The organism is Ensifer sp. SSB1 (assembly GCF_016652895.1).
In the GTDB taxonomy this organism is placed as follows: Bacteria; Pseudomonadota; Alphaproteobacteria; order Rhizobiales; family Rhizobiaceae; genus Ensifer.
On record NZ_JAEPRP010000005.1, the window covers coordinates 32,234 to 51,204 of the forward strand.

16 protein-coding genes are annotated in these 18,971 nt (G+C 63.8%); 5 read left to right on the plus strand and 11 right to left on the minus strand.

Going from position 1 to position 18,971, the window contains the following annotated elements; translation table 11 throughout:
- Positions 1–29: 29 nt before the first annotated feature.
- From I8N66_RS02060 to I8N66_RS02070, 3 genes are all read right to left on the minus strand, one after another.
- Positions 30–440: a tellurite resistance TerB family protein gene (locus I8N66_RS02060; protein WP_223726346.1), complete on the minus strand. Its 411-nt coding sequence runs from the start codon at positions 438–440 to the stop codon at positions 30–32.
- Between the two features lie 106 nt (positions 441–546).
- Positions 547–1,401, minus strand: coding sequence for a thermonuclease family protein (locus I8N66_RS02065; protein WP_291149098.1), 855 nt, complete (start codon positions 1,399–1,401; stop codon positions 547–549).
- A 13-nt stretch (positions 1,402–1,414) separates the two neighbouring features.
- Positions 1,415–2,065 carry a helix-turn-helix transcriptional regulator gene (locus tag I8N66_RS02070; protein ID WP_113536528.1) on the minus strand — a complete coding sequence of 217 codons (651 nt, stop codon included), beginning with the start codon at positions 2,063–2,065 and terminating at the stop codon, positions 1,415–1,417.
- Between the two features lie 195 nt (positions 2,066–2,260).
- Between I8N66_RS02070 and I8N66_RS02075 the strand changes: the two genes are divergently transcribed.
- Positions 2,261–3,337: a calcium:proton antiporter gene (locus I8N66_RS02075; RefSeq protein ID WP_162768690.1), complete on the plus strand. Its 1,077-nt coding sequence runs from the start codon at positions 2,261–2,263 to the stop codon at positions 3,335–3,337.
- A 25-nt stretch (positions 3,338–3,362) separates the two neighbouring features.
- Here I8N66_RS02075 and I8N66_RS02080 read toward each other — a convergent pair whose 3' ends face one another.
- Positions 3,363–3,872, minus strand: coding sequence for a helix-turn-helix domain-containing protein (locus tag I8N66_RS02080; protein WP_291149102.1), 510 nt, complete (start codon positions 3,870–3,872; stop codon positions 3,363–3,365).
- 135 nt (positions 3,873–4,007) lie between these two features.
- Between I8N66_RS02080 and I8N66_RS02085 the strand changes: the two genes are divergently transcribed.
- Positions 4,008–4,475, plus strand: coding sequence for an SRPBCC family protein (locus tag I8N66_RS02085; RefSeq protein WP_291149105.1), 468 nt, complete (start codon positions 4,008–4,010; stop codon positions 4,473–4,475).
- Between the two features lie 64 nt (positions 4,476–4,539).
- Here I8N66_RS02085 and I8N66_RS02090 read toward each other — a convergent pair whose 3' ends face one another.
- Entirely contained in the window at positions 4,540–5,121 is a 582-nt protein-coding gene (locus I8N66_RS02090; protein WP_291149107.1) for a threonine transporter RhtB, read from the minus strand.
- A gap of 220 nt (positions 5,122–5,341) precedes the next feature.
- Between I8N66_RS02090 and I8N66_RS02095 the strand changes: the two genes are divergently transcribed.
- Positions 5,342–6,226, plus strand: coding sequence for a DMT family transporter (locus I8N66_RS02095; protein ID WP_291149111.1), 885 nt, complete (start codon positions 5,342–5,344; stop codon positions 6,224–6,226).
- Positions 6,227–6,253: 27 nt separating this feature from the next.
- On the opposite strand, the gene I8N66_RS02100 is transcribed toward I8N66_RS02095, so the two are convergent.
- Positions 6,254–7,087 (minus strand): methyltransferase domain-containing protein, encoded by an 834-nt coding sequence (locus I8N66_RS02100; protein WP_113536523.1) that lies wholly within the window; start codon positions 7,085–7,087, stop codon positions 6,254–6,256.
- A 149-nt stretch (positions 7,088–7,236) separates the two neighbouring features.
- Positions 7,237–7,869: a TetR/AcrR family transcriptional regulator gene (locus tag I8N66_RS02105; protein ID WP_291149115.1), complete on the minus strand. Its 633-nt coding sequence runs from the start codon at positions 7,867–7,869 to the stop codon at positions 7,237–7,239.
- Positions 7,870–7,969: 100 nt separating this feature from the next.
- On the opposite strand from I8N66_RS02105, the gene I8N66_RS02110 reads away from it, so the two are divergent.
- Positions 7,970–8,668, plus strand: coding sequence for a hydrolase (locus tag I8N66_RS02110; RefSeq protein ID WP_113536521.1), 699 nt, complete (start codon positions 7,970–7,972; stop codon positions 8,666–8,668).
- Positions 8,669–8,742: 74 nt separating this feature from the next.
- Here I8N66_RS02110 and I8N66_RS02115 read toward each other — a convergent pair whose 3' ends face one another.
- The 4 genes from I8N66_RS02115 to I8N66_RS02130 all read right to left on the minus strand — a co-directional run bounded on the left by I8N66_RS02115 (position 8,743) and on the right by I8N66_RS02130 (position 14,463).
- Positions 8,743–10,959 (minus strand): FAD-dependent oxidoreductase, encoded by a 2,217-nt coding sequence (locus I8N66_RS02115; protein ID WP_113536520.1) that lies wholly within the window; start codon positions 10,957–10,959, stop codon positions 8,743–8,745.
- An 11-nt stretch (positions 10,960–10,970) separates the two neighbouring features.
- On the minus strand, positions 10,971–11,384 hold the full coding sequence (locus tag I8N66_RS02120) for a YbaY family lipoprotein (RefSeq protein ID WP_113536519.1): 414 nt from the start codon (positions 11,382–11,384) through the stop codon (positions 10,971–10,973).
- Positions 11,385–11,386: 2 nt separating this feature from the next.
- Positions 11,387–12,595, minus strand: coding sequence for an acetyl-CoA C-acetyltransferase (locus I8N66_RS02125; protein ID WP_113536518.1), 1,209 nt, complete (start codon positions 12,593–12,595; stop codon positions 11,387–11,389).
- Positions 12,596–12,666: 71 nt separating this feature from the next.
- Positions 12,667–14,463, minus strand: coding sequence for an acyl-CoA dehydrogenase C-terminal domain-containing protein (locus I8N66_RS02130; RefSeq protein ID WP_291149124.1), 1,797 nt, complete (start codon positions 14,461–14,463; stop codon positions 12,667–12,669).
- A 536-nt stretch (positions 14,464–14,999) separates the two neighbouring features.
- On the opposite strand from I8N66_RS02130, the gene I8N66_RS02135 reads away from it, so the two are divergent.
- Positions 15,000–18,833 carry a peptidoglycan-binding protein gene (locus I8N66_RS02135; protein ID WP_291149127.1) on the plus strand — a complete coding sequence of 1,278 codons (3,834 nt, stop codon included), beginning with the start codon at positions 15,000–15,002 and terminating at the stop codon, positions 18,831–18,833.
- Positions 18,834–18,971 lie beyond the last annotated feature (138 nt).

Genomic DNA, 18,971 nt, shown 5'->3' on the forward strand with positions numbered 1-18,971 from the left:
CACCCTGGGTTAGGCCAGGGTGGGATAGGCTATCGACGGAAGCGGGCAAGCGCCCCGCGCTCGATAGCCGCGCAGGTGAGCTTGTCGAGACCCAGGCGATCGCGCAGCAACTGCAGCAGGCGGATCTCCTCGTTGCGGATACGTTGGTCCGCCGCGGCGATTTCGACCGCGAGCGCATAGGCCGTCTCGTGGTATTTTTCCGGAAGCGCCTCGCGCACGATTTCCAAGGCGATGTCCAGCCCTTCGGGAGCCGCGAGCTGGGCCGAGCATTCGTGGCCGATGAGCACGAGCTGGTCCTCATCGAACCCCTCGAAGACGGGCAGGAACTGCACCAGCCGGCCGATGCGGGCGAATTCGTCGTCGCTCATTTCGCGGTCGACTGCCGACATCATCACCATGACATAGACGAGGGCTTCGTGGTGGCTCAGGCTTGGCGGCATGGGGCTTTCCGGAAATGCGTCGTTTCAAGGAGCTGGATCATCTCCATGTTTCACCGAAAGAGTGAGATGATCCAGACGGTTGAGAGCTGGGAATTGTCGTGGCTGTTTACAAGTCCGGCTGCGGGTCGTCCATGCCGGTGCCGAACGTTGGATCGTCAAGCGTCATCGGCGTGTGGCTGAGATCGCGCGGATCCTCACCGTAGAAACCGAGCTTTGCCTGGCGCGCGGCGTCGGCCCGCGTCTCGAGGGGCGAGCCGGGCAACGGCGTCGCCCAGCCATTGTCGACGAGCCAGGCAGCGAGATCCTGCCCGCCGAGCGAGCAAGAGGCAGTGGCCGAAGAACCTGCGCTCCCTTCCGGCATGTCGCAGCTGACCGCACGGGCGCGCAGGAAGTTCCGGAAGGCCGTCCGCGCGACGATGCCGCAGGGCCAGCTCTTGCCGCCGGTTTCGCAGGTCCTGTCCGCCTGCTCGGGCTCGATGCCGCCGATCTGCAGCGTCAGCTTGTCGAACTGGATCACGCCGGCGGCGACCGCCACCGGGCGGTAGAGGATGGTCGGCTCGGCCGCCGACTTCGCCTGCTTGTCCTGTTCCGACAGCGGTGCGCGCGGCTCCACCCGTTCGAGCGGCGTGCTGGTCACCGTATCCGGCAAACCGAACTGTTGTGGCTCGATGGCGCGCCCGGCGTTTTCCGTCGCGGGGTTTTGCGGTTGCTCGCCGGTCGTGGCCGCACCGGGTTCCGGGGCGCCGCCAGAGGACGTGTCGGGATCGAGCGGCACGTCTTCGCCCGTCTCGCCTTGATCCGGTGCCGTCTCGAATTCCGTCATGTCGGGCGTTTCGAGCACGAGGTCCGGCGTTGCCGCGCTCTCACGGTCGCGAATGGCGGCTGCTCCTGCATAGAGGATGCCGGTGAAAAGCGCGATCGCGGCGATGCCGCCGGCGAGAGTGTATAAATGCTGCCGCATCAGGAAGAACGTCCTATTGGCTGGCCCAGATGATCCGGGCGATCCATTCGATCTGGCTGATCTCGAAGCTCCGGTTCGGGTGCTCCGGGTTGAGAGAGAGGAGTTCGATCGTGCGCGGGGTCTGGCGGGTCAGGACCTTCGCCATGACCTCGCCTTCGCGCGTCTTTACGACGACGCGGTCGCCGCGCCGAACCTGCGCACCGGGGTCGACGATGAGCGTGTCACCGTCACGATACAGCGGCAGCATGCTGTCGCCCTGGACCTCGAGCGCGTAGATGCCGGGCCGCCGTTCGACCGTCGTTGGAAAGTCGATGACGTCCCAGCCCTGGCCAGCCGGAAAGCCGCCGTCATCGAAGAAGCCGCCCGCCCCCGCCTGGGCGAAACCGATCAGCGGGATTGCCGCGCTTGCAGCCGCCGGGACGGGTTGAGCGCCATCCGGGCTCAACAGGCTGGTGAACTGATCCATGGTGGCGCCGGTCGCCTCCAGCACCTTGGCGATCGATTCCGTTGAAGGCCAGCGTTCCCGCCCGTCGGCGGAGTGGCGCTTGGATTTGTTGAAGGAGGTGGGGTCGAGCCCGGCGCGGCGGGCGAGACCAGAAGGCGAGAGCTGATTGCGCTCGGCCAATGCATCGATGGCGTGCCAGATCGTGCCGTGAGACAACATGCGAAAGGTCCGGGCCGAACAGGGCGGCCGCTTGCTGGGTTTGTTCAACGCAACACTACCGAAACGCGGGGGACCGGTAAAGAATCCGAAGGAAAATAGTCCTTTTCCCATCATTTGCATTGGGGACGACGGGCCCTATAGTTCGCCTGACGGACAGAGCAGGCTTTCACCGGAGGGAACGTTTTGTTGGCGCGCATGACATCGGAGCGTCTGCTGTTCGTTGCCGTTGCTGCCGCGGTTGCCGGGATCGCGCTGGAGCATCAGCTTCTGGAGATGGGACGGCTCGCGACGCTCCTCGGTGCTGGCGGTCTGGTGGTCGCGATCGTGCTGGCGTCGCTGCGGGTGTCGCACCATGCCGAAGTGCTGGCATCCAAGGTCGGCGATCCCTACGGCACCATGATCCTGACGCTCTCGGCGGTACTGGTCGAGGTCGTCGTGCTGGCGATCATGATGACGAGCGAGACCTCGCCGACGCTCGTGCGCGACACGATCTATGCGGCCGTCATGCTCGACATTAACGGCATTCTGGGACTGGCTGCCCTGCTCGGTGGCCTGAAACACGGCGAGCAGCCCTATAACGACGATTCCGCCCGCACCTACAGTGTGATGATCCTGACGGCGATGGGGATTTCGATGATCGTGCCGGAATTCGTACCGGCGGCGAAATGGCATCTCTACTCGGTCTTCACCATCGGCGCGATGATCACGCTCTACGCCCTGTTCCTGCGCATGCAGGTGGGGGTGCACAGCTATTTCTTCAGCTACAGCTATCCGAAGGCGAAGGGCGAGGGGAGCGCGAGACAGGGCAGTTCGGACCAGCCGGTATTGCCGTCGATCGTGATCCTGATCCTCGGCATCGTGCTGATCGGTGTGCTGGCGGAAGTGATGTCGTCGCTGCTGACATCGGGCCTGAAGGGGAGCGGTGCTCCGCCGGCGGTCACGGCCGTCGTGGTTGCCGCGATTTCCGCCTCGCCGGAGATCATGACCGCCATGCGCGCAGCTCTCGCCAACCGCATGCAGGCCGTGGTCAATATCGCGCTCGGCGCCTCGCTTTCGACGGTCATCCTGACCGTGCCGGTGATGGAGGCGATCGCACTTTATACCGGCCAGCCTTTCGCAATGGCCATGTCGCCGGTGCAGACGGTGATGGTGACGATCACCTTGATCGTCGCGGCGATCAACCTCAACGACGGCCAGACCAATGCCATCGAAGGCATGACCCATTTCGTGTTGTTCGCCACCTTCGTCATGCTGTCGGTGATCGGGCTTTGAACGGGTGGCGAACGCTTGGCGTGTGTCAGGCCGTCGCCTTCTCTCCCGCCTTTCTTGCCACTACTTCTTCATAGGCAGCCTGTAGCGTGGCGCGCACCCGCGGCGGACCATCGAGCAGCGCGCCGAGATGATCGTGCCGCAGCTCGTCCATGAAGCGGTCCCAGAGCTCAGGCCCGCCTTGTTCCATCAGCTCGGCGCGGATGCTGAGCTCTTCGCTGACCGGCAGGTAGCGCCGTCCCCAGGCGCCGAGCTGGGCCATGATCGGCACCAGCGCGATCGTCATCTCCGTCAGGCTGTAGATCGCCTTCTGCTTGTGCGTGGGGTCGTCGGCCTTGGTCAGCATGCCCTGTTCGAGCAGCATCTTCAGCCGGTCGGCCAGGATGTTGGACGAGATGCCCTCCTGGGAGCGCAGCAATTCCCGGAAATGCCTTTTACCGCCGAAGATCATGTCGCGAATGATCAGCAGGCTCCATTTGTCGCCGAACACCTCGAGCGAAAGATTGATCGGGCAACCCGAGCGAATGTCGTCCTTCATTGGCACCTCTTCAAAACCGCTTGCATTATCGCATCAGTGAAGCTAACGTGCAACTGCTTTCAAAATTATAGCAGTTTTTAAAAGAAATCAGTTTTGCAATTGCCACCGGTTTTCCGGTCCAGAGGAGACAAGCACATGACTGACAGATCCGTGGAACATACGAGCTTCACCATCGAGCGCAGCTTCAAGGCGACGCCGGAACAGGTGTTCAGGGCCTTCTCCGAGCCGGCGGCGAAGGAGCGCTGGTTCGTCAATGTCGACGCCGGGGCTCAAATCACGCACGACTTCCGCGTCGGCGGTCGGGAAAGCGGGCGTTTCGTTCAGGACGAAGAGACGACCTATTACGACGACACCGTTTATCTCGATATCGTGGAAAACCGCCGGATCGTCTTTGCCTACACGATGGCGCAGAACGACAGGAGGATTTCCGCTTCCCTAGCCACGGTCGATATCCGGCCGGAGGGCAGCGGCACGTGCCTGGTTTTTACCGAACAGGTTGCGTTTCTCGATGGGCTGGACAAGCTCGAATACCGCCGCGATGGCTGGGAACAGTTGTTCGGGGCGCTGGCCAAGGAACTTGGCGAGGCGGCTGTCTCCGCCTGACGCGCGGCAGCCTCGCTCAAAAGGTCCGTGAACCCCCGCGGGACGGTGCCGATCTCCGGGGATTTCAATGCATGGCGGCGATGGCGCTGCCGGCAATTCCCATCGAAAACAGTGTGAGGCAGACGGCGGCAATCCGACGCGGCAGATGCGATGTCGACAGGCCTTTCGACATCTGCACCAGCATGGCGCCGGCGCCGATCCAGCTTGATCCGACGGCAACGACCAGCAGCGCAAACCCGGCGATCCAGGGCCAGACGGCCGCCAGTCCGGTCTGCGGCAGCAGCACCAGGGCGACGATCAGCGCTTTCGGGTTGAGCAGCGTCGTGACGAAGACTTGGGCGGCGGAGATGACAACGCCTTCGCTGCGCTCGGCATCGGTGGTCCAGAGCGCATAGGCGAGGTAAAGCACCCAGCAGGCCGCGATGAGCCTCAGCGCCAGGCCAAGCTGCGGATGGGCGGCGAGGAATGGCGCGAGCAGCGCAACCGCCGGAACGATGACGGCGAGATAGCCGCCGAGTTCGCCGGTGAGCAGGGGCAGGGAACGACAGAATCCGACAGAGGCGCCGGACAGCCAGAGCAGCGTGTTTGTTGGCCCCGGCGTTGCGAGCAGGATCAGGGCGGCAAGGGCGAAGGCGAGCGGCTGCATGTCGTTGAACCCGGGTTTCGTGGCCGTTATCGCTGCCTTCTAGCAGCGGCGCAAGCGCCCGCTCTTGATCTCCATCAAGCGGGCATCCGATCGTGCCGGAAGCGACCCGCAAGAAATCGCCACAGGCGCCCGCCGGAATGCCTCTTCCGCGTGTGTCGCGGCCGCGCTATCAGACGGGACGCTGCCGCTTCTCTTCCGCCGGCGCGATCGAGGCTTTCCCATGAACAAGACCGTATTGTCAGGCATCGTCATGACGACGTTTTCCTATTTCCTGTTCTCGCTGCAGGATGCGTCGGTCAAATGGCTCGTCGTCGGCTATTCGGTCTGGCAGATCCTGTTTACCCGAAGCATCACCATCCTCGTGCTTTGCCTCGTCATCGGCCGTGGCAAGCTGGTGCGCAGCGCCGTCTCGTCCCCGGTGATCAAGCCGCTCTTCGTGCGCAACCTCCTGCTGCTCGCCGCCTGGCTTTCCTATTTCAACGCGGCGCGCGACCTCGGTCTCGCCGAGATGACGACGCTCTACTACGCCGCGCCGATCATCGTGACGCTGCTCGCGGTGCCGATCCTCAAGGAAGACGTGCCGCCGATCCGCTGGTTCGCCGTCTTCATCGGCTTCGTCGGCGTGCTGATTGCCTGCGATCCGCTCGGGACCGGCATGAAGCTGTCGATGCCGGTATTCCTGGCGCTCACCGCAGCCGTCTTCTGGGCGATCGGCACGGTGATGTTGCGCAAGACCGCGCTCCAGGAAACGACCCTGGTGCAGATGACGATCTCCAATGTCTTCTTCATCGCCATGACCGGCCTGGCGGTTGGCTTCTTCTGGACGCCTCCGGCGGTCTTCCATGTCGCCTTGATGGCCGGCACCGGCGTCATCGCGGGCATTGCCCAGTACGCTCTGTTCGAAGGCATGCGCCGCGCGCCGATCTCGGTGATTGCACCCTTCGAATATACTTCGCTCGTCTGGGCCTTCGGCCTCGGCTTCCTGATCTGGGGCGATGTCCCGGCCTCTAACGTCTTCGCCGGCGCCGGCCTGATCTTTGCGGCCGGCCTGCTGATCATCGTCGGCGAGCGCCTGGCGCACCGGCGCGCGAGTGCAGCCGCCTGAAGGCGGATAACGCGGCTGCGGAGCGCTTCAACCCGTGACAACGAACGTTTCGGGGACGCGGCCGGTCAGCCGGAAGAACAGATGTGAGGTGACGAGCACGTGCGGGTCGGCAAGGTGCCGGTCCAGCGCCTCCATGTCGGCATCGAGTTCGGCCTGGCCGATGAAGCCTTCGCCGACGAGCCCGTCGCGAACGTTGTTGATGAAATCTTTGAGGATCGGGCGGCGGTCGTGACCGGGCGGATAGACATGCTCGACCGCATCGACTGAAATCGCCTCAATGCCGGCTTTCCGGAACAGCCGATGCACGCGTCGGCCGACATGCAGATCGATGCCCCTTGCTGCGGAATAGGCGACATAGGCGGCAAGCAGCCGGTCCCAGGCCGCAAGCGGCGGGTCGCAAACATGCCCCAGGAAATCGGCTTCGAAGCTGGCGATCCAGCCGCCCGGTTTTACCAGCGACACCATTTCGAGCACGATCAGCTCCGGCCGCGGCAGGTTGACAAGCACCAGCCGCATGTGGGCCCCGTCGAACGACCGGCGCGGCAGGCCGGTGGCATAGGCGTCACCCTCGCGCACCTCCACCTGGGGAAGCGCGTGGCTTTCGACGAAGCGGCGGGCAAGCGCGACGAAATACGGATCGCGTTCGATGCCGAGCACAGAGCCGGTCGGTCCGACGCGTTTGCCGAGGAGATGCAGCACGCCGCCGGGGCCGCAGCCGAGATCGATCACGCGCTCGCCCGCCCGGATGCCGACTTTTCCGAGCTGCTGGTCGGAGTCCGGGGCGAGATTTGCAATCTGCCGTTTCAGGCGTTCTTCCTCGGGCCCGGCGCGCCCAAGCAGATAGAGATCAGGCTCGCTCATGGCGTGTCCCCTCTGATCCCGCCAAGGATGCGCCTGCACCGGGAGGCCGTCAACCAGAAGGCGTCCCCTCTAGTATATGTCAGAGGTCAGTGTAGCGTCACTCGGTTGTCTCCGCGCGGATGCGGACGCCGCCTTCGCGTCGCCAGGCATCATAGGCACAGGAGGCCGATGGCTGCCCGGATGCGCGGCGCAAGATCCGTGTCGGGGAGGGGAGGCGTGAGCCCGATGGCGATCTGCCGCAACGGCTCTGCGATCACCATCGAGAGGATAAGGTCGCTCGCGGCCGCAGGATCATCGATCGTGACAAGGCCGCGCGCCTTGTGGCGGACGAGCCAGTCGGCAAGCAGTTCGCGCGAGCGCTCGATGCCGTTGCGGTCGTAGATCGGGAGGATTTGCTCCCGCGCCGGGATACCGCCGACGATCAACCGGAAAAGTCCGACTGCTTCGGCCGAAAGCACGCGTGCTGCGATCGTCGAGAGTATCGAGGCGAGGACGTCGCCGACATCCTCTCTGCTTGCCGCCTCGCTGGCGAAGGCCGGCAGGAAACTGTCCGTCCAATTGCGGACAATCAGTCCAAACAGCGCGTCCCGATCGCTGGCGAAACGGTACACCGTCTTTTTCGCCACGCCCGCTTCCTTGGCCACGGCTTCCATCGTCATCGCCGCATAGCCGCGCGACAGCATCAGTCGAGTAGCGGCATCAATGATGGCCCTCGCCTGCTCGGACTCCGGTCGCGCCGGTCGACCGCGCTGCTTCTGTGCCTCGGATACGGGGGGCGGCAAGGATACTCTTCCCTTTGACAAACTCCACTTCGAGGCATAAACGAGATTTAGGAAACGTTCAACGTTTCCTAAATCGTCAACCTTGGAAGAGGATAAAATAATGTTCGCCAGCACCGACCAGGCGCGCGCCGATATCCGATACATCAACGACTTGCTCGACCCGCGGCCGATGCGGATCGAGACCGGCATCGTCAGGCTCGACACGGGCGCGCTCGTGGTCGCCGTCAGAACAGAACTTCCCGGCTGCAAGGGGCGCATGCTCGATTGGTGGTTCAAGCATTTCGAGACGACCGAGCATCTCTCGTGGTGGCACCCGCTCGACCATGTGGCGCATAACGGCTGGGACGAGGGCCGGGTGAAGGGCGAGCGCTATATCGGCGCGACGATCCGTGCCGTCGAAAGCCTCGGCGACATTCCGCCGGTGCCGGCGGTCATCAGGTTTCATGACCCTGACGAAATTTTCGGTAAAGGCAACTTCGAGCGGGCTTTGCTGGCCGGCCACGCTACCGCCGCCATCTATGCCCGCATCGGCTTCGGCGAAGGTGCGCGTCTCGACGAGAACGGCGACCCTTGCGACGGCCAGATGGTGCACGTGGCGCGCGACACCAGCCAGGGCGCGGTGCTGCGCAGTCGCTTCATCCTCGGGCTGGATGCTGGGGCAGATCATGCGGTGCCCGACGCCGTGGGCCTCGGGCTGCTGCAGCATTGCTACACGGAATTCGGCTATCTTGCGAAGGTCCTGCCGTCGCTCTATTGGGGCGATCCGGCCAACCGGGAGGATGTACCCGCCTTGTGGTAGCGAACCATGGGCTGATGAGTGGCCAAACGAAAACAGGCCCGCAGGGGGCCTGTTTCCAATGCGTTGAGCGGGATTTAAGCGGCCTGCTTCTTCTCGCCATAGGGGTCGAAGCGGCCGTAGAAGGTCTCGCCGCGTTCGGCCATTTCCTTCAAGAGCGCCGTCGGCTTGAAGTGGTCGCCATAGTCCTTGGCGAGCTTCTCGCACATCTTGACGAAGGCCTTTACGCCCATGCCGTCGATGTAGGAGAGCGTGCCGCCGGTATAGGGTGCAAAGCCGAAGCCGAGGATCGAGCCGACGTCGGCTTCACGCGGATCGGTGACGATGCCTTCTTCCACGGTGCGTGCGGCCTCGAGCGCGATCGTCGCCAGCAAGCGCTGCTTCAGGACTTCGACGTCGATTTTGTCGGCATTCTTCTGCGGATAGAGCGTCTTCAACTCCGGCCACAGATACTTTTTGGCGGGCTTGGCCGGGTACTCGTAGAAGCCCTTGCCGTTCTTGCGGCCGCGACGGTCGAGATCGTCGACCATCTTGTTGATCAGCGCCAGGTGCTTGGGATCGACGGCCTTTTCGCCGAGGTCGGCGACGGTGGCCTTCAGGATCTTCTGGCTGAGGTCGATCGCCACTTCGTCGTTGAGCGACAGCGGGCCGACCGGCATGCCGGCCATCTTGGCGGCGTTTTCGATCATGGCCGGCGGCACGCCTTCGATCAGCATGTCATAGGCTTCGTGGATGTAGCGGAAGACGCAGCGGTTGACGTAGAAGCCGCGCGTGTCGTTGACGACGATCGGCGTCTTCTTGATCGCCGCAACATAATCGAGTGCCACGGCGAGCGCCCTGTCGCCGCTTTCCTTGCCGAGGATCACTTCCGTCAGCATCATCTTCTCGACCGGCGAGAAGAAGTGGACGCCGATGAACTGGGCCGGGCGCTTGGAGTTCTTGGCTAGACCGGTGATCGGCAGCGTCGAGGTGTTGGAGGCAAAGATCGCGTCCTCGCCAATCACCGCTTCCACCTTCTCGATCACGTCCTTCTTGACCTGGCGATCCTCGAATACCGCTTCGACGACGAGGCCGGCGGTCTTCAGATCGTTGTAGTCGGCCGAAGGCGTGATGCGGGCAAGCAGCGCTTCGCCCTCTTCCTTGGTCAGGCGACCCTTGCCGATCGAATCCTTGACCAGGCCTTCCGAGTGCGTCTTGCCCTTCGTCGCCGCTTCCATGTCGCGGTCGATCAGCGTGACCGGGATGCCGGCAGCCGCCGTCACATAGGCGATCGAGGCACCCATGAAGCCGGCACCGACGATGCCGACATGCTTGAACTCGGACTTCGGAACGCCGGCCGGGCGGCGGGCGCCCTTGCCGAGTTCCTGCATCGAGACGAACAGCGAGCGGATCATCGAGAAGGCTTCGGTCGTCTGAAGGATCTCGGTGAAGTAGCGCTGCTCGATCTTGAGCGCCGTATCGAACGGCACCTGCAGACCTTCATAGATGCATTTCAGGATGGCGATAGCGCCCGGATAGTTGCCGTAGGTCTCGCGGCGCAGGATGCCCGAAGCGGCCGGCCACAGCTGGGCCGAGGCCGGCGTCCAGATGCCGCCGCCCGGAACCTTGTAGCCCTTTTCGTCCCAGGGCTGTACCGGCTTCAGGCCGTTCTTGATCATCGCCTTGGCAGCCTCGATCAGCTTGTCGGCATCGACGACCTCGTGCACGAGGCCCAGCGCCTTGGCGCGGGCTGCCGTCAGCGACGAGCCGGTCGTCATCATCTGCAGCGCGTCCTGCGCGTTGGTGAGGCGCGGCACACGCTGGGTGCCGCCGGCGCCCGGGAAGATGCCGACCTTGACTTCCGGCAGCGCGATCTTCACCGACTTCGAATTAGAGGCGACGCGGCCGTGGCAGGCGAGCGAAAGCTCGAAGGCACCGCCCATGCAGGTGCCGTTGATCGCCGAGACCCAGGGCTTGCCCGAGGTCTCGAGTTTGCGGAAGAGACCGGTCATGCGGCCGACCAGATCGAAGAGCTTCTGGGAGGCGTTATCCGGATCCTTCTTCTTTTCTTCCTGCTGGAAGGTGAACATCGACTTGATCATCGATAGGTCGGCGCCGCCGGAGAAGCTCGACTTGCCGGACGTGAAGACGACGCCCTTGATCACTGCATCGGCGGTGGTCGCATCGACGATGGCGTTGAGTTCTTCCATTACCTCCTGGGTGAAGACGTTCATCGACTTCTCAGGCATGTCCCAGGTGACGAGTGCGATGCCGTCGGCGTCGGTCTCGATCTTGAAATTGGTGTATTTCGTCATGGTTCTCCCCCTCAGTAGAGAATGGGTTCGATCTGCAGCGAGACGTTGGATCCGCCGCTGTAACGTTGTTTGCTGGTGTTGGTGGCGATCAGCCGCCCGTCGCGCTGGACGCGGATGGTGAAGCCCGCATCGACGGCCTTGTCGACTGCCGGCTTCGGCACCTGCAGCACGAAAGGCACGCGGTTGGCCTTGCCGTCGCTGACGACCGAAGTTTCGGCAATCAGCTTGGCGGCGGCGTCAGCCACGCCCTGTTCTTCGAGCCTGATCGTGACGGTTCCGGCCGGAACCGGACCGCTGGCGACATTGGTGATCGCGCCGGTGAGCGTGAAGCTGTCGCCGCCTTCTTCCTCGTCGGAGACGCAGCCGGCGGCTGCAAGCAGCCCCAGGCCCATCAGTCCGAGAAGCGTGCGGCGCATCACGTCCATCGTCAGACCCTTTCGATGATCGTGGCCGTGCCCATGCCGGCGCCGATGCAGAGGGTGACGAGCGCAGTGTTGAGATCGCGGCGTTCCAGCTCGTCGAGCACGGTGCCGAGGATCATCGCGCCGGTCGCGCCGAGCGGATGGCCCATGGCGATCGCGCCGCCGTTGACGTTGATCTTGTCGTGCGGGATGTCGAAGGCCTGCATGTAGCGCAGCACGACGGCCGCAAACGCCTCGTTGAGCTCGAAGAGGTCGATGTCCGACAGCTTCATGTCGGCGCGCTTCAGGAGCTTTTCGGTAACGTCGACCGGACCGGTCAGCATCAGCGCCGGATCGGAGCCGATATTGGCAAAGGCGCGGATGCGGGCGCGCGGCTTCAGGCCCATGCTCTCGCCGCCGGCCTTGGAGCCGAGCAGCACGGCAGCGGCGCCGTCGACGATGCCGGAGGAGTTGCCGGCGTGGTGCACGTAGTTGATCTTCTCGACTTCCGGATGCGCCTGGATGCCGACGGATTCGAAGCCGCCCATCTCGCCCGGCATCTGGAAAGACGGGTTGAGCGAGGCGAGTGCCTGCATGTCGGTGCCCGGGCGCATGTGTTCGTCACGGTCGAGGATCGTCAGGCCGTTCTGGTCTTTGACCGGAACGACGGACTTCTTGAAGTAGCCCTTCTCCCAGGAGTGGGCCGCACGCTTCTGGCTCTCCACCGCATAGGCGTCGACGTCTTCGCGGCTGAAGCCATATTTGGTGGCGATCAGATCGGCCGAAACGCCCTGCGGCATGAAGAAGGCCGGCAGATTGACCGAGGGGTCCATGAACCAGGCACCGCCGGACATGCCTAGGCCGACGCGCGACATGCTCTCGACGCCTCCGGCAATGACGATATCGTCGGCGCCTTGGGCGATCTTGGCCGCGCCGAAGTTGATGGCGTCGAGGCCGGAGGCGCAGAAACGCGAGATCTGCATGCCAGGCGCGCGCGTCGAATAACCGGCTTCGAAGGCGGCAGCCTTCGGGATCACGGCGCCTGCGTCCATCACAGGATCGACGCACCCCATGATGATGTCGTCCACGGTCGAGGTGTCGAGGTCGTTGCGGTCACGCACCGCTTCCAGCATCTTGGCGGCGAGGCGAACGGACGGCACTTCGTGCAGCGATCCATCCTTCTTGCCACGGCCGCGCGGCGTGCGCACGTGGTCGTAAACGAAGACTTTCGTCATGTCTCATCTCCCTTTCGGCAGCACCGCCAGGTGCTGCCCGTCAAACATGTTAGATCGCTTCCGCGACGAGATTAGAAAGCGGCCGCGTCGAGCGCCATCAGCGTGTCGGCGCCAGTTTCGATGCGGGCCTTGCGCAGCGCCGTTTCCGGCAGGATCCTTTCCATGAAGAAGGTCGCGGTGATCAGCTTGTTCTTCAGATAGTCTGCGCGCGCCGTTTCGCCAGAGGCAAGTTTTTCCTCGGCGGTCTTGGCAATTTTCGCCCACATGTAGCCGAGAACGACGAGGCCGAAGAGGTGCATGTAGTCCGTCGAGCCGGCGCCGGCATTGTCGGGCTTGGCCATGGCGTTCTGCATGAACCACATGGTGGAAGCCTGCAGGTCGTTGAGGCCCTTCTTCAGCGCCTTCGTATAGGCGGAGAGCTTCTCGTTGCTGCGGTTTTCCTCACAGAAATCGCCGATCTCCTTGAACAGGGCCATGACGGCGCGGCCGCCGTTGAGGCCGAGCTTGCGACCGACGAGGTCGAGCGCCTGGATGCCGTTGGCACCTTCGTAGATCATCGCGATACGGGCGTCGCGGACATACTGGCTCATGCCGTGTTCTTCGATATAGCCGTGGCCGCCAAACATCTGCTGCGCCATGACGGCATGGTCGAAGCCCTTGTCGGTCAAGACGCCCTTCAGGATCGGCGTCATCAGGCCGAGGATGTCGTCGGCCGTCTGGCGGTCGGCTTCGTTGTCGGAGCGGTGCGCGATGTCGGACTTCAGTGCCGTCCAGAGCGTAAAGGCACGGCCGGCTTCGTTGAAGGCCTTGATCGTCAACAGCGTGCGGCGGACGTCCGGATGCACGATGATCGGGTCGGCCTTCTTGTCCGGCGCCTTCGGGCCGGAGAGCGAGCGGCCCTGGATACGGTCGCGGGCATAATTGGCGGCGTTCTGGTAGGCGACTTCGGCAATCGACAGGCCCTGCAGGCCGACGCCGAGGCGGGCCTCGTTCATCATCACGAACATGGCGTTGAGGCCCTTGTTCTCCGTTCCGATGAGATAGCCCTCGGCCTCGTCATAGTTCATGACGCAGGTGGAGTTGCCGTGGATGCCCATCTTGTGTTCGATCGCACCGCAGGAAACGCCGTTGCGTTCGCCGGGTTCGCCGTCGGCATTGAGCTTGAACTTCGGCACGATGAACAGCGAGATGCCCTTCACGCCCTCGGGCGCGCCCTCGATGCGGGCGAGCACCAGATGGATGATGTTGTCGGACATGTCGTGTTCGCCGGCGGAGATGAAGATCTTCTGGCCTGAGATCTTGTAGGCGCCGTTGCCGGCGGGCACCGCCTTGGTGCGCAGCAGGCCGAGGTCGGTGCCGCAATGCGGCTCGGTGAGGTTCATCGTGCCGGTCCAGGTGCCGGCGACCATCTTCGGCAGGTAGGCCTGCTTCTGCTCGTCCGTGCCGTGAACGAGGATCGCGGCGATCGCGCCCTGGGTGAGGCCCGGATACATGGTCAGCGCCATGTTGGCGGACGACATATATTCGCCGACTGCGGTGTGCAGCGTATAGGGCAGGCCCTGGCCGCCGAATTCCTCGGGAACGGCGAGGCCGAGCCAGCCTCCTTCGCGGTAGAGATCGAAGGCTTCCTTGAACCCCTTCGGTACGCTGACCGAGGCGTCGTCGCGGCGCTTGCAGCCTTCCTGGTCACCGGAGAGATTGACCGGGAAAAGAACCTCCTCGGCGAGCTTGGCCGCTTCGCCGACGATCGCCTCGATCATGTCAGGCGTCGCATCGCCGAAACCTTGAAGATTGTTGTAGCGTTCGATGCCGAGCACGTCGTTCAGGATGAAGAGGGTGTCGTCGACTGGAGCCTTGTAGATGGGCATTCTTTCCTCGCCTTTGGTGCTTCGGGCTGTCGTGTCTCGTTGTCGACGCCCGGTTGCAGGATGCCGGATGCGCCGCCCTCCTCTAAGAGCGCCGTGCGTTCGGATGACCGCACAAGGGACGCCCTAGAACTATGATTCTAGAACATCTTTCTGCTTTCGGTGATTCTACGTGAAAGCAGGATGCTCTAGGGGGTCTCGCATCGTTGGCAGGATGCTACAAAATTTTGACGTTTGCGTAAACGTCAAAAATTGCGGGTTGTGAAGTTTCGTCGCTGATTCCCGGGGAAGTGGAAAGGAACGCCGTAAACTCGGCGCTTGCGGCACGATCCTGCCAAATCGTTAAAAAACCATCCGCAGGTTAACCGCTTGTTTACCACGTTTCGTGAAAGGTGGGTGTTGAGATGGTCAAAACTGCAACCTGTCCTGGCGTCGCATCGTTGTAGTTTTGCCCGCGTCGGAAGCGCCACAGGGGTGAAGAAAGCTGTTTTCTTCCGTGACGACTTTCGAGATGGCCGACGACAGGGGCGAAGAACACCATGAATGGATCGCGATCAAATCCTCAGCGCGCAGGCAGCCAGTCCTATAGCGAGCGGCCGTCGCTCGACGCATTGAACCGCACCATCGAAGGTTTGGAGGCTCGCATCGAGGGCCTGATGAACGGCGCTGCCCGCGACGCGGCCCCAAGGCCGCCCGAGCGCGTTCCCGCCCGCGAACCGGCCAGAGAACCCATAGCGCCCCGTGACGCCGTCGCCGAGATCATGCAGCGTCAGCGCAGCCTCAGCGCTTCGCGCGAGCGTCCGCCGCTTCGCGATCGGCTGTCGCAGCGCGAGCCGGAACGCTACGCCCCGGAACGCATCGCTTCTGAGCGGCCGGTCTCTGCGCGCTTCGCAGAAGAGCCGCGCCCCCAGCCGCTCCATAGTCAGCCGCAGCGCCCGTCCTCAGCCGTCAACGATATCGCGGAAGCCCTCGTCGGTTTGCGCCAGGACCTGAAACGCGACATCACCGACGGGCTGACGCGCGAGATGAATTCGTTGCGCTCCGAAATTCGCGGCATCAAGGACCAGGCACAGGATCACAGCTTTGCCGAAGATGTGCGTGGCGACATGCAGCGCCTCGCCGACAGCATCCAGCAGCTTGGCCGCCAGGCGTCTCCCGCGCAGGCCGATGCGCTACGCGGAGACTTCGACGAACTGCGGGCGATGATCGACGGCCTGGCGCGTGAAGACAGCATGCGCCGCATGGAAAACCGCTGGAACGGCGTCGAGGATCGGCTGATCGCGTTTGATCAGAACCGTGACGACGAGCTGGTGGCACTTGCCTATCGGCTGGACGAGATCAAGTCGCAGATCGGCTCGCTGAACAACAGCTCCGCCGTCGACGTGCTGGAAGACAAGCTGATCGCTGTCGCGCAGGCGATCGAAATGCTCGGCCGGCAGATCCAGCCCGACGATCGTCGTCTCGTTTCGCAGTTTGCGGATATCGACAGCCGGCTCGACGAAATCAGCCGCGCCATCGCTGCCAACAGCCGCACGACGACCGCACTCGATGGCGGCTTCGTCAATCGCCTGGAAAATCGGCTCGGCGACCTTTCCCGTCAGATCGACAGCCTGTCGCGCCCGAACGATTCCGGGCTTGGCGCACGCCTGGAGGCTTTGACGAGCCGGGTCGAGGATCTCGCCGGCGAGAAGGCGGCCGCCCGTCTCGAGGAGCGGCTCGACCAGCTTTCGCTGCTGATGGAGCGCAGCAACAGGACCGCGCAGTCGGATCTCAACGACTACCTGTCGGACATTTCGCGCAAGATCGAGGCCCTGGACCAGGGCAGCGTCAACGATGCGCTGGCCGAGCGGCTCGACTATCTGGCGCGCCGGATCGACGAACTTGACGCGCATGGGGCTCAGCCCGCCTCCGACCCGCGTTTCGATCGGCTGGAAGATCGCCTTGTCGGCATCGCACAGCGTCTCGAAGAGACCCACGCCGCGCCGTTCGACGATCGTGCCGCCCTGCAGAACCTCGAAGCGCAGATCGCCAATCTGTCGACGCTGGTCAGCCAGCCGCGCGCGGATGTTGCCGCGAACGCCATGCCCGTCGATTTCGAGAACCGCATGAGCGCACTCGAGGACTACCTCTCGACCAGCGACGAATACATCGTCGAGGCCGCTCGCCAGGCGGCCGAAGCGGTGATGGAAGCCTATGCCAAGAATGGTTCTCCGCGCGGTTCCGGCGGAGATCTCGCCGCAATCTCGGCGCTTGCCGAGGACCTTCGCACGCTTGAGGACCTGAGCCGCTCCAGCGAGGAGCGGACCGCGCGCACGTTCGAGGCTTTGCACGAAACGCTGGTGCATATCGCCGACAAGCTGGAGCGCATCGAAAATCGCGAGCCGACGATGGCGGTGCGAGCCGAAGCGCCGGTAATGCGCGAACCGGCGATGATGCCGAGGGCCGCGCAACCGGAATTCAACGATCCATTCGGCGGCAACGACCTCGATGACCGCTACGAGGACCTGCAGCGCAACGTCCGCGCCCTGCAGGCTGAAGATCAGGTGGTGGTCGCGCAGGTCGCCGAGCCGACAACGGCTTTTGCCGACGAGCAAGAGGTCTCGACCGTTGAAGTCGAAGACGTGCGCGAACCGGCCGCTGCGGCCCGCACCGGCCTGCTTGCAGGTTTGACCCGGCGCTTCTCCGGCAAGCGGTCCGAGCCGGCGCCGGAACAGGCTCGGCAGATCGTCGAGCCGACCCCGTCGATCGATCCGTCCGAAATGCTTGCGCCCGAGGAAGCCAACCAGCTGCTGGAGCCGGGTTCCGGCGTACCCGACGTCAAGAAGATCCTGGAGCGCGTTCGCGCCGGCCAGATGAGCAAGGCGGGTGTGCAACCTGCCGACGGCGACAAGTCGGATTTCATCGCCGCCGCCCGCCGCGCCGCCCAGCTCGCCGTCGAAGAGGCCGACACCCTGAACAAGGCCGGTCAGGGCGGAAAGACCTCTGGCATCGGCGGCGCTTTTGCCCGTCACCGCCGGCCGATCCTGATGGCAGTCGGCGCGGTCCTGCTGGCGATCATGTCCTATCCGCTCGTCACCAACATGCTGAAGAAGCATGAGAGCGCACCGGTGGAGCCGGCCGCGATCATCGAGCATCAGGCGGTGCCGGAATCGCGCGAAAACAAGATCGTCGACGGCCTGTTGCCGCAGAGCGCGGCCGTGTCCCCGGCTGAAACGTCGCTTACGGCATCCGAGACCCCGGTCGCGGCACCTCTCGATTCCGCCGGAGCACCAGCGAAAATATCCGAAGCTTCGATCTCGGTCCCGGCGACGACCGTGCCCACGACCAGCATCGGGACGCCGGTCGAGGAAAAGGCACCGATGCTCGCGCCGGTGGCGGAGACGAAAGCTGCTTCGCCGGTTTCCGAGTTCCAGCCGACGCCGGCCGGCAATGCGCCTGCCAGCGGTGCTGCCCTTGTCAGTTCATCCGCCGAGAGCGCGGCGACACCGGCGCTGGCGCCGGTCGCCGCACCGGGCGACGTCGTCCTGCCTGAAGGTTTCGGTCCAGCCGCCCTGGTGACGGCCGCCAAGGGGGGCGATCCGCTTGCCTATTACGAGATCGGCGCTCGCTATACCGAGGGACGTGGGGTTTCGGAAAACATGGCGGAAGCTGCCAAGTGGTATCAGCGCGCGGCCGATGCCGGCGTCGTTCCGGCGCAGTACCGCCTTGCGAGCATGTACGAGAAGGGCACGGGCGTGACACGCGACGCCGCCAAGGCGAAAGCGCTCTATCTCGCTTCCGCCGGCCAGGGCAACGCCAGCGCCATGCACAATCTTGCTGTCATGCTGGCGAGTGGCCGCGACGGCGCCCCGGATTTTGCCGAGGCAACGAAGTGGTTTGCGAAGGCGGCCGAACTCGGCATTCGCGATAGCCAGTTCAACCTTGCCGTCCTCTATGCGCGTGGCAACGGCGTACCGCAGGATCTCACCGAATCCTACAAGTGGTTCTCGGCCGCCGCCCGCGAAGGTGATGTGGATGCCGCCGCCAAGCGCGACGAAGTTGCCAAGGCGATGAAGCCCGAGCAGCTCGAGAGCGCCAAGGCGAAGGCGGATGCCTGGAAAGCGCAGCCGGTCGACGCCAAGATGAACACGGTGGACGTTCCGGATGCCTGGGTCGGCCCGGCCAACAAGACCGCCAGCGTCGACATGACCAAGGCGGTCCGCAACATCCAGGCGATCCTGAACAACAACGGCTTTGACGCCGGCAAGCCGGATGGCCAGATGGGCAAGAAGACCGTGGCGGCCATCAAGGCCTTCCAGAAGTCGGTCGGCCAGGAGCCGACGGGCGAAATTACCGAGCAGCTGGTCAAGGAATTGCTGAAGCGCAATTCCTGACCTTTGGACGTGCGCCGTAATAAAGCCGCAGAGCCGGGCGACACGGGTTGCGGGTGGCGAAGCCGTCTGCCATGTGGCTGAAAAGGTTGAAATGTCAGGCCTGCTGCATAATTCCTTAATCGGAATCAGGCTAAGGAA

What these genes read in the sequence shown, in the direction of transcription:
- I8N66_RS02080 (WP_291149102.1), bottom strand. Translation starts at nt 3,872, where the DNA reads ATGAAGGACGACATTCGCTCGGGTTGCCCGATCAATCTTTCGCTCGAG.
- I8N66_RS02085 (WP_291149105.1), top strand. Translation starts at nt 4,008, where the DNA reads ATGACTGACAGATCCGTGGAACATACGAGCTTCACCATCGAGCGCAGC.
- I8N66_RS02095 (WP_291149111.1), top strand. Translation starts at nt 5,342, where the DNA reads ATGAACAAGACCGTATTGTCAGGCATCGTCATGACGACGTTTTCCTAT.
- I8N66_RS02090 (WP_291149107.1), bottom strand. Translation starts at nt 5,121, where the DNA reads ATGCAGCCGCTCGCCTTCGCCCTTGCCGCCCTGATCCTGCTCGCAACG.
- I8N66_RS02135 (WP_291149127.1), top strand. Translation starts at nt 15,000, where the DNA reads ATGAATGGATCGCGATCAAATCCTCAGCGCGCAGGCAGCCAGTCCTAT.
- I8N66_RS02115 (WP_113536520.1), bottom strand. Translation starts at nt 10,959, where the DNA reads ATGACGAAATACACCAATTTCAAGATCGAGACCGACGCCGACGGCATC.
- I8N66_RS02075 (WP_162768690.1), top strand. Translation starts at nt 2,261, where the DNA reads ATGACATCGGAGCGTCTGCTGTTCGTTGCCGTTGCTGCCGCGGTTGCC.
- I8N66_RS02070 (WP_113536528.1), bottom strand. Translation starts at nt 2,065, where the DNA reads ATGTTGTCTCACGGCACGATCTGGCACGCCATCGATGCATTGGCCGAG.
- I8N66_RS02065 (WP_291149098.1), bottom strand. Translation starts at nt 1,401, where the DNA reads ATGCGGCAGCATTTATACACTCTCGCCGGCGGCATCGCCGCGATCGCG.
- I8N66_RS02100 (WP_113536523.1), bottom strand. Translation starts at nt 7,087, where the DNA reads ATGAGCGAGCCTGATCTCTATCTGCTTGGGCGCGCCGGGCCCGAGGAA.
- I8N66_RS02060 (WP_223726346.1), bottom strand. Translation starts at nt 440, where the DNA reads ATGCCGCCAAGCCTGAGCCACCACGAAGCCCTCGTCTATGTCATGGTG.
- I8N66_RS02110 (WP_113536521.1), top strand. Translation starts at nt 7,970, where the DNA reads ATGTTCGCCAGCACCGACCAGGCGCGCGCCGATATCCGATACATCAAC.
- I8N66_RS02120 (WP_113536519.1), bottom strand. Translation starts at nt 11,384, where the DNA reads ATGGACGTGATGCGCCGCACGCTTCTCGGACTGATGGGCCTGGGGCTG.
- I8N66_RS02125 (WP_113536518.1), bottom strand. Translation starts at nt 12,595, where the DNA reads ATGACGAAAGTCTTCGTTTACGACCACGTGCGCACGCCGCGCGGCCGT.
- I8N66_RS02130 (WP_291149124.1), bottom strand. Translation starts at nt 14,463, where the DNA reads ATGCCCATCTACAAGGCTCCAGTCGACGACACCCTCTTCATCCTGAAC.